Origin of the sequence: Pseudoalteromonas sp. Angola-4 (assembly GCF_028599265.1) — a bacterium.
In the GTDB taxonomy this organism is placed as follows: domain Bacteria; phylum Pseudomonadota; class Gammaproteobacteria; order Enterobacterales; family Alteromonadaceae; genus Pseudoalteromonas; species Pseudoalteromonas atlantica.
This window is the reverse complement of record NZ_JAQREK010000010.1, coordinates 157,311-167,192: the sequence shown is the minus strand read 5'-3', so window position 1 is coordinate 167,192 and position 9,882 is coordinate 157,311. Positions and strand designations below refer to the sequence as shown.

At 38.8% G+C, this 9,882-nt stretch carries 6 protein-coding genes and 1 rRNA gene; 5 read left to right on the top strand and 2 right to left on the bottom strand.

The genetic code is table 11. The features are described 5' to 3' along the window. Positions 1–268 precede the first annotated feature (268 nt). Positions 269–383, top strand: a 5S ribosomal RNA gene (gene rrf, locus PSH48_RS13095). Positions 384–876: 493 nt separating this feature from the next. Further along, positions 877–2,349 carry an NAD(P)H-hydrate dehydratase gene (locus PSH48_RS13090; RefSeq protein WP_273587554.1) on the top strand — a complete coding sequence of 491 codons (1,473 nt, stop codon included), beginning with the start codon at positions 877–879 and terminating at the stop codon, positions 2,347–2,349. 4 nt (positions 2,350–2,353) lie between these two features. On the opposite strand, the gene PSH48_RS13085 is transcribed toward PSH48_RS13090, so the two are convergent. Further along, complete coding sequence (locus tag PSH48_RS13085; RefSeq protein ID WP_004587679.1) at positions 2,354–2,746, bottom strand: VOC family protein; 393 nt, start codon at positions 2,744–2,746, stop codon at positions 2,354–2,356. 224 nt (positions 2,747–2,970) lie between these two features. Then, entirely contained in the window at positions 2,971–3,237 is a 267-nt protein-coding gene (locus tag PSH48_RS13080) for a hypothetical protein (RefSeq protein ID WP_085065434.1), read from the bottom strand. A gap of 1,022 nt (positions 3,238–4,259) precedes the next feature. Here PSH48_RS13080 and PSH48_RS13075 point away from each other — a divergent pair. The 3 genes from PSH48_RS13075 to cas1 all read left to right on the top strand — a co-directional run bounded on the left by PSH48_RS13075 (position 4,260) and on the right by cas1 (position 9,878). Continuing rightward, the gene (locus tag PSH48_RS13075) at positions 4,260–8,747 is read left to right on the top strand and encodes a hypothetical protein (protein ID WP_273611712.1); all 4,488 of its coding nucleotides are present in this window, start codon (positions 4,260–4,262) and stop codon (positions 8,745–8,747) included. A 148-nt stretch (positions 8,748–8,895) separates the two neighbouring features. Beyond that, positions 8,896–9,093, top strand: coding sequence for a CRISPR-associated endonuclease Cas1 (locus PSH48_RS13070; protein ID WP_273611711.1), 198 nt, complete (start codon positions 8,896–8,898; stop codon positions 9,091–9,093). Further along, a complete protein-coding gene (gene cas1, locus PSH48_RS13065) occupies positions 9,090–9,878 on the top strand; it encodes a CRISPR-associated endonuclease Cas1 (protein WP_273611714.1) in 789 nt (262 codons plus the stop codon). The genes PSH48_RS13070 and cas1 overlap by 4 nt, the downstream gene beginning before the upstream one ends. The last annotated feature ends 4 nt before the right edge of the window (positions 9,879–9,882 follow it).

Sequence of the window (9,882 nt, the reverse complement as noted above, 5' to 3'; positions counted from 1 at the left end):
GCAAGATGTGGAAGTGGTGTGAGCCATTAAGCTAACTTGTACTAATTACCCGTGAGGCTTAACCATACAACGCCAAACGCGTTTTGTGACAGAAACAAGCGACAGAAGTTAATAGCTAAAGTAGATAGATATTTAGACTTAAAAAATATTATCAGAGTTTTCCAAATTTATGAGGTGACTCTTAGCGCGTAGCGTTAACATTGAGGCACCTTGCGCAAAGGAAATAGTAGCACTACGTGCTTGTCCTTAATCCTTTGCACCATATTTGCTTGGTAACCATAGCGTTTTGGACCCACCTGACCCCATGCCGAACTCAGTAGTGAAACGAAACAGCGCCGATGATAGTGTAGCATTTGCTATGTGAAAGTAGGACATTGCCAGGCTCCAAATAAGAGAAACCCGTTACAGCGATGTGACGGGTTTTTTGCTGTCTGGAGTTTAGTAAATAACCAAGAACCCATGCCAAACTCAGTATTCAAACAAAACAGCTCGAAGGCGAGCCCCACGGAAGGCCGACCCGACACAATGATAATGTCCCATTTGCTATGTGACTCTCTACCGCTGTGGGCACTACGACATCGCCAGGCTCCAAATACAAGAAAGCCCGACTCGAAAGAGCCGGGCTTTTTTACGTCTGCAAAAAAGTGAAAATACATTCCAGATATTATTCGCACAGCCTCCACCACCTCCGTAGCGTGGGTTGAGTATCACGAAACCCGCGGATAAAACACACCACAGAACTCACACTCTTTGTATTAAAGCCTTCAATTTCAGCTTTAATAGCTGTTTAGCATGCTAAATCTGCTATTGAAAAGTGCTTTTTTATCCCAAGCTATAGTTATAGAGCATCTACACACTTATTTATGGCGAGTTTCTATGTTAAATAAACAAAAGCATATTTACACAAAAGAGCAGATTCGCTCTTATGAGGGAGAGGCGGCTAAGCAATGTGGAATAGATTTATTTACTTTAATGCAGCGAGCGGGAGAGTCCGTATATAAGCAGTGGCAGTCTTTTAACGCTAAGCTTACTTTAATTATTGTAGGTAATGGCAATAATGCGGGTGATGCTTACATAGCCGCGTGTTTAATTAAGGACTTTGGCGCAGAGGTTAAAGTTTGCGCTATAGATCCTGCAAAAACACTCAGTGGTGATGCTGCTAAAGCAAAGCAGCTATGGCTTGATACTGGTGGCATAGTTAACGAGTTTGCAAAGAGTGATTTAGATTGCTGTGACTGTGTGATTGATGGGTTACTAGGTACTGGGCTTAATTCACCTGTTCGCGAAAATTATTGTGAGATTATTACCGCCATCAACCAAAGCGAAAAGCCTGTTTTAAGTATTGATGTTCCCTCAGGGATTGATGCAAATACAGGTGAAGTATTAGGTGCAGCTATTCAGGCAACAAAAACGGTTACTTTTATTGCAACTAAACAAGGCCTTTCTACAGGGACAGGTAAACAGCATGCCGGTAAGTTGATTCTCGATGAATTAGCAATTGAAGATACTTTTAGTGAACTCGCTTCACCTTGTGCTCACTTGATAAATATAGATAGCTTTAATCGCTTGGGCTCTCGGGCTTTAAATAGCCATAAGGGCAATCATGGCAAGTTATTATGCGTAGGGGGCAACCAAGGTACTGCGGGTGCAATCAGGCTCAGTAGTGAAGCTGCGCTACGAGCAGGTGCAGGGATGGTGAAGGCTTATACGCACCAAAGTTCTATTATGCCAATAAGCATAGGTAGGGCAGAGTTAATGGTCATGAGTGAAAACCTTGAACAGGCTTTAGAGTGGGCAAGTTGTGTTGTACTTGGCCCTGGACTTGGGCAGGATGAATGGGCTAAAAAAACGTTTTGCACTGTAATGCACTATTGCCAAGAGCACAATACGCCGCTTGTACTTGATGCTGATGCACTTAATTTATTAGCTGAAAATGCAAGTGCTTATACATTGGCTCAATGTGTCCTTACTCCGCATCCTGGTGAGGCGGCTCGGCTCATTAGCAAAAACACCTCTGAAATAGAGTCAAATAGGTTTGGAAGCGTGCGACTATGCGCAAAACGGTATAATGCTACTTGCATATTAAAAGGCGCTGGCTCTTTAATTGATAACGGTAAAAACACTTGGGTGTGTGAAAATGGCAACGCAGCACTTGCCGTTGGAGGGAGTGGCGACGTACTTACAGGTATTATTGGTGCATTGCTTGCTCAAGGGCTTAGTATCGACGAAGCAGCGCGATACGGGGTAACTCTTCATGCTCGAGCTGGTGAAGTTGCGGCTGAAGAGCAAGGGCAGCGCGGCATGCTACCCTCGGATTTATTTCAAATAGTCAGGTCGTTAATCAACTAAGTATTTAGCTCTGTTGAATAAGATCCCATTTGTTACCATAGAGATCTTCAAATACGGCCACCGTACCGTAAGGCTCATTACGAGGCTGCTCATGAAATACTACGCCATTTTCTAGCATGCTTTCGTAGTCGCGCCAAAAGTTGTCAGTGTTTAAAAATAGCCACACACGGCCACCTGCTTGATTGCCAACAGCGTTAAACTGCTCTGGCTCTGTTGCTTGTGCAAGTAATATGTGTGTGCCATTTGAGTTGGGTGGAGTTATTAACACCCAGCGTTTTCCATCACCTAAATCCGTATCTTCCACTAATTCAAAGCTTAATTTTTTTGTATAAAATGCGATTGCTTCGTCATAGTCTTTTACAACAAGAGCAATACTACCTATATGCTGCTTTGGCATAACTTAAAAACCTAAAGTTGTTTTATGTCGGTGTATTTTCACATATCAATACAGGGTTGAATAGTATAGGTAAATGTTTATTAAAGCTTATTTTAAGGGGGGTTGTACGTTATACATTGGCTTCGCATATAGGGTTAGTAGTAAAAGGGTTCACTCTATTTTAAACCTTAGAGCATGCTTAAAGCGTCCTTAAAGAGTGTTTTAATTTACGTAGCTAAACTGGCTTACTCATCTTCATTAGTAGGGTCGTCACCTGAGTCTTCTTTTCGTTTACGCTGCTCTTGCTTGGCCTTTTGAACATTTTCATAAGTAGGGGGTGGAATAGGCATAAGTGAAATTAGTGGAAAAAATGCTAAAAATAAATACGCTCCTTTAGACATGCTCTTACCCCATATAACGAGCTTAAGCATAATCCAAGCAATAAATACCACTAACCCTGTTATAAGTGATACCAAAATAAAGAAGATGATTATTTCATTATTATTAAGCAAATCCTTTTACCTTTAATCCAATAACTCATGGTATAGATGTGGAGATAAATTAAGCAATAACAATAGGCTTGTATTAAAAAGCAAAAACCCAGCCGAAGCTGGGTTTTTATATAAGCAAGGTGCTTAAAGGAGGATGATCACATCATGCCGCCCACCTACTTGCTTTTAAAGGCTTTGAGAGATAATTCTTAATTTATACCCCAAAATCTACCCCCGATTGTAGGAGGTACTATGGTTTGGTATATAAAACCAATTCTAAGCCATGAAGTAAAGTATGATCTTAGCATAATTCAGAAAGAATAGAGGAGATGTTCTTTTCATTCATGAGTATTTATTTAAGTGTAAGGCATGTTTTAAATTAATTGAAAGCTTAGCGTTAATAAAGGCTGTCTGGAGATGTAGTTTTATAATTTGAGTTTGAAAGGCTCTTCAGAGGTGCTAATCGTGACATATTCAGTGTCAACCATGACACACTCCGTGCCAACTATGACACACTCCGTGCCAACTATGACACACTCCGTGCCAACTATGACACACTCCGTGCCAACTATGACGCGTTGCGTGCCAACCATGACGAGTTACGTGTCATCCATGACACGCAAGTATTTTGATTTTTTAGTTTTTTTATTTAAAAACCTAATGAGTTTATTCTCTACATTACTTTTATTTATAATTTTATAATTATTTATAATCGTTATATTAATTTATAACATATTTGATGCGGACTGTAATATTTAAAAGCGGCATTAACTCACACTTTAAGAACTTAGTTTTGCTGTAGTTGAAAATTAAATCCTGTGTCGGGCTGAGATTTGTTACTTAAAGGGCCAATTGACTCTCCTATAGCCTGTGGATAATAAGTAGAAGAATTCACATATAAATCAACGCTATCATAAAAGCCTCTCTGACTTTATAGTTAAGTAGTAATGCTTTTAATCAATTATCCGCTATAAATATTAGTAATCATTTGGTAATTTAAAGTATTTATAAACAAAAATAACTCTATCTTACAGGAAGTAAATATGGACTGGTTATATCCTATAGCCCTCGACCTTGGTGCAAAAAACACGGGAGTGTTTAATCTTAGTTATGCAGCAAATACAAAACTAGCAGATTTTGATAAAAAGAATAAAGTTTTGAAAAAAGCTTTTGTTGCACAAGTTCCAAATATAATGAATGGTGGTTACCAATTTCTTCAAATAAACAGAACAGCCACCCGCCATGCTATCCGCTGTCGCAAACGAAAGAAGCAAGCCAAAAAACTTTTCTTATTTTTACTCGAGCATGTACATAACTTTAAAACACAAGGCCATCAAGAAGCTATTAATCATTTTTTAAATCGCCGTGGCTATAATTATCATGAATCAGAAATTGACTTTACGGCTGTTAAACAGGTAGAGCAAGAGCACTGGATCGCATTACAAGCTTTTTTGATTGAGGCTAACGCTTCACCTGTATTTGATCAGCTAAACTTCTCAGAGATCGAAGAGAGTTTATTACAATTACGAGTTTTCGAGCTTGAAGAGTTGCAACAACATTTAGAGAGTATTGATAATAAAAAGAAAAACTCTCCTCAAGCTTTACTTCTAAAAGTTGTTAAAGACTTAAAAAATGAAAAAGCGCAGGTAACGGGAGCAAAACATCGCCGAGATTACTTTAAAGCTATTCATCACGACATCGAGCATATGTCTAAAAGTGAAGACAAAAAATTTAAAAGGCTCTTTAATGCGTTAACCCATGCAAAAGGTTATAAACAGGGTGAGTTTATCAGAGTGTTTTGGTCGCTACTTTGCCATGTAAATAATTTTGATTTGAAACTACTTAATCGTATTCATAAATCTTTAGATGATAAATTAACCTATGACCAGATTGATGCGATACTTAACCAACATATTAGCCACTGGGTATTAAAGCTCTGGCAAGGAACAGATGCAAACACTCCAGAAAGGAAAAAATTTAAGCAAACTCTGAAAGCTTACACCCAAGCGAATCCCAAAAAAATATTACAGTTTCTACTGCAAACCAATCCTGAGCATACAATTGCGCCATACGAATCGCATACTAACCGTAAGCCGCCTTATTGCCAAACCCTATTACTCAATACCGAAACATTAACATCACAGTACCCAGAGTGGCAAAAATGGTTAGTACAGCTTTCTAGCTCTTGTGGGAAAATGCAGCAGGCGCTTAGCAATTATCAAACAAGATTACGTAGCAAAATTAGTAAAGAAGGGAATGTACTTGTTGAGTCAGAAAAGCAAAATGGTGTATTAGAATTGCAAGCTAGAAGCTTGCAATTCGTTTTTGATACAAGTGCTAAGCAGTGCCCCTATAAATTAAGTGAGATCTGGGGCAAGTTAAAGCAGATCAATCAGTTAAAAAGAAAGGGGAAAAGTACAGATAAAGCAGAGGCAAACCTTGCAAGTTTATTAGAGAAGAGCTGGCTACCAAGTAATTTAAAAGTAGAGTGTACCAGCCAGCCTGAGCCAAGCGAATTTTGGCACTTGATAAATCTATACTATCAGACCCGCCGACGAACTAAGCAGGGCCGCTACTTTATTCACCGAGACAATAAACAAAATTCGGAGCTGAATAAATGGCAAAAAAATCGTAAGTTATTGCAAGTTTGTCAGCACAAACCTAAGCAATTAAAGCACCAAGCGCTTGGTGATGTATTGCAATTACTTGGTTTAGAGCAAGAGCAACTATTTACAATCAGTACGAATGATGAAGCAATATCGTTAGAGAAACTTGCTGAACAGATAAAAAGCGCAGCCAAAGGGGTTATAACACTAGCAAAAGATGCGCATAAAGCACAAAAAGATTACGGAATAGACCTACAAGCAGCTATAGTCAGTGAGCCGAAGTTGCAAAAGTTAGCCAGTAAAGCTCAAGAGGTAACTCAAAAGCTTGCAGTATATTTCTTCCAAGATACATCTCAACAAAACTATTTTTTTAATCGCAATAAAAGCTTGTTCACATATGCGCAATTACATAGTCTATTGTTTAATATCGAACGCAGTGGCTTTGGTAAAACTTGTCCTCTATGCAGCGCTGATAATGCAGCTAGGATGCAGATTAGTAATGGATTTGCGCAAGCATCTAGGTTATCCACAATGAGCCTGCGATTGATAGATGGGGGCTTAAAGCGTTTGTTAAATCATCAGGCTCATCATATTGCAAATTATCTATGGCCTGAGCTTGAGGGTATTTTAAAACAAGGTCATAGAGTTTCATTACCGTTAGTATTAGAGCAAAACCGCTTTGACTTTAGTGCTAACTTGCATGCTTTAAAGGGTCAAGGAAAAAATAAGCAGCAACGACTGCCAGAAGACGAGAAGTACTTCACTCAAAAGCAAGAGCGTATATTTAATGCTGGCAAGCAACTTTGTCCATATACAGGGGAGGTAATTAATTTCTCCAAATCAGATATAGACCATATTATTCCTCGTTCAGGTGTATTCGGCGTACTTAATGATGAAGCTAATCTAATAGCATCCAGCGTTACTGGTAACCGTAAAGTTAAACAAAATCGGCTACTATCTCTGAAAGATTTAAGTAAAGAGTATCTGCAAGCGCATTTTAATACGACCGATCCAGAGCTAATTAAAGCGCATCTATATGCAACTCTTTGGGATAGCAATAAAGCCAAGTTTGTTTTTGGCCAATACCGTCAATTCATAGCACTAACGCCAGTTCAGCAGGTAGCATTTAGGCACGCATTATTTTTAGACGAGTTTGATGAATTAAAGCAAGGCGTAATAAGTGCTATACAGCATGGCAGTAAAAGCCGTGTAAATGGGACGCAACGTTTTATGGCCCAGTTATTAGCAGATGCTTTTTGGCAGAAGGCCAGAATAATACAATGCGAAAACCAGTTAAACTTCGATTACTTTGAATATTCAGCCAATAGCCAAGATGAACTCTCTACAACCAGTTTACGCCGTGTACTCACGCAGGCATTAGTTAAAACAGACTGGGACTTAACACCCTTTTGTAAGAACAAAGGTCAAAGTCAACGGCCATATAGCCATGTTATCGACGCTATGTGTGCAATGGCATTAGCCGTTGAGCAGCATCAAGGAGAGGGTGCCTTGAGTATCGACGTCGGTGATAGCTCAATTTGGCCTAAGGTAGATGCGCAAACAGGCGAATATAAAGCCAGTAATTTTACATCTTTGGCTATAAAGGCTGAGCAACTGCAACCTGAGCTAATTGTAAAACCTACAAGTTTAGCGAATAAAATTGTAAAAAATGGCCCTATCAGTAAACCACATACAGTAATTTCCCGTCGAATTTTTGGCGAAAATGCATTAGGCATACGTTTTTACGATTTGGCAGTCGATAACAGCAACGTTGTTAAAGGTTATTACAAAAGTGAAATCGAAGCAGGTGAATTTGTTCGTGCTACAGCAAAAGTGGCTGATAAGAATGTTGAAATATTACAGTGGTTAACCACGCATGCTTATTACCAATTGAAATTAAAACAAGGAATAAAATTTTACACTCCAAACTCATACGCAATTTTAAGCCTCATGTTCTCGGTATTAATGACGGCAAAAAAATCAAATTTAGATAAAAATTCTCAAGAATATAAAGCTGTAAAGTGGTTGTTTGGGAAAGGTGATGGGCAATTATTTTATTATACCAGCAAGGCCCCTTTGCAAGCGGCACCGAATATTGTAGAAAGGCTTAAAAGTAATAACCCCCTTATGCAAAAGTGGCTGCACTTTTATAATGGTTGGCAAGCTATTTGTGGTGGAAGTGCCAAAGTTAATTTAGGCCAATTTGTCATAGAATCTGGGCAACTAAATCAATGGAAAAATTACTGCCAAGCATTTTTAGGTCAAACAGAAAAGTTCAATAAGCATAGTCCAGTGCGTCACTACACTATGTTTAATGAGACAACAGCCAGAGGCAATGTAGCGCTACAATTTAAACAAGGTAAATTTACGCATTACCCCGTTAATAACAACGAAGTCCCTAAGTCACAAAGTATGCATATATTACTTAACTCACCAACCTTAGTCGCATTTGAAAGCTCAGTATTAACTAAAGGTTATCTAGTGGAGTTAGAAGAAAAAGTGAGTTTTAAAGATGCGCAAATTAATGTGAAAACTTTAATAAATGAAAAAAAAGCAAAAGTATTAAGTCTAAACATTGACCTGTTAAACATTAAAGTACTAAGTAATACGCAAATAAACATCGAGGGAGTTTCTAAGCAATGGTTTGAAAAAAACCTTTTATTAAAACGAGCAATAGAAGCTGAAGCATGGAAAAAAAGATCGAGCCTGAATTTCGATAAATATGATACTGAAAAGTGTGTGATAGTGACAGATACATTAAAAAGTATACTTAATACGGCTATCCGAGCAGAAAGAAATAAAACCGTTAAAGTGCAACATATAGACGAAACAGTTTCTTTAGGCTTGCCAGTTAAAGCTGAACATATAGCTAAACTAGTAGCTAAGCAAAATTTAGAAGAAGCAAAATCACAAAAAGCGCCATAAGGCGCTTTTTGTGACTCAAGGTGTGTAATACAGAGCTTGAGCCATAATTGACTGTAAAGTGATTCCAGCTTTACAGCTGATTTGTTGCACTTAATAAGTTACATAAAGTATGCAACTAGTGCAAGTAAAACTTTAACAAGGAGGTAGAATGCAGCACGTTGTCATTCAAGAACATGGTCGTTCGTTAGGGGTAACCTCTGAACGCTTGGTAATTAGAGAAGGTGATAATCCAGAAAGACATATCCCTCTGAGAAAAATAAATACTTTGTCCATTCAAAAAAGTGGTGTAAGTGTCTCTTCAAATTTACTGAGTGCTTGTGCTAGGTATGGAATAAGGTCTTTATAGGCGACAGAGCGCAAGAGCTTTGTTGTTTACATGGTAATGCGCAACATGCAGTGGTTCAAAATAGACTAAATCAATTAACTTTTTTACAACAAAGCGAACAGTGCTACCGGCTGGCTCGTGCGATCATTTATGGCAAAATCCGTAATCAAAGAGCTACGTTACTCTACTTTCACAAACAAAAATGCACACCAGAGAAAAAGCAGGCTGCAAGCTACTGTAGTGAGCAGCTCGCAACTTTAGCCGAAAAGGTTCGACATTTACCTTATCACTGTCAATGGCAAAGCCAAGTAATGGGGCTTGAAGGTCAAGCAGCCGCACAATATTGGGCTTTGTTAACCAAACACCAGTTGTTGGGACAAGAGTTTGTGTCACGAAAGGGAAGAGGCGCACAAGATCCTGCTAATCAAGCACTCAATTATGGTTATGGTATTTTGGCTAGCGTGATATGGAATGCGCTCACTAATGCAGGATTAGAAGTCTACATGGGCGCGCTCCATGCTATACGGCCCGGAAAACCCGCTCTGGTACTTGATTTAATGGAGGAGTATCGACCTTGGGTGGTAGATAGAGCTGTTATTAAATTACGCTCAGAGTTACAGGGCTCAGAACTTAAAGCAAAAACCCGTAAAAAGCTGACAGCTAATATCCTTAATACACTTGAAAATCCTATTCCCTATAGGGGGAAAAAAGTGCGTTTAGAAAGTGTAATGCAACGACAATGTTATCGATTATGTGGATTATTTGCCGACGATCAAAAATATCGACCACTATTATTCAGATGGTGATACT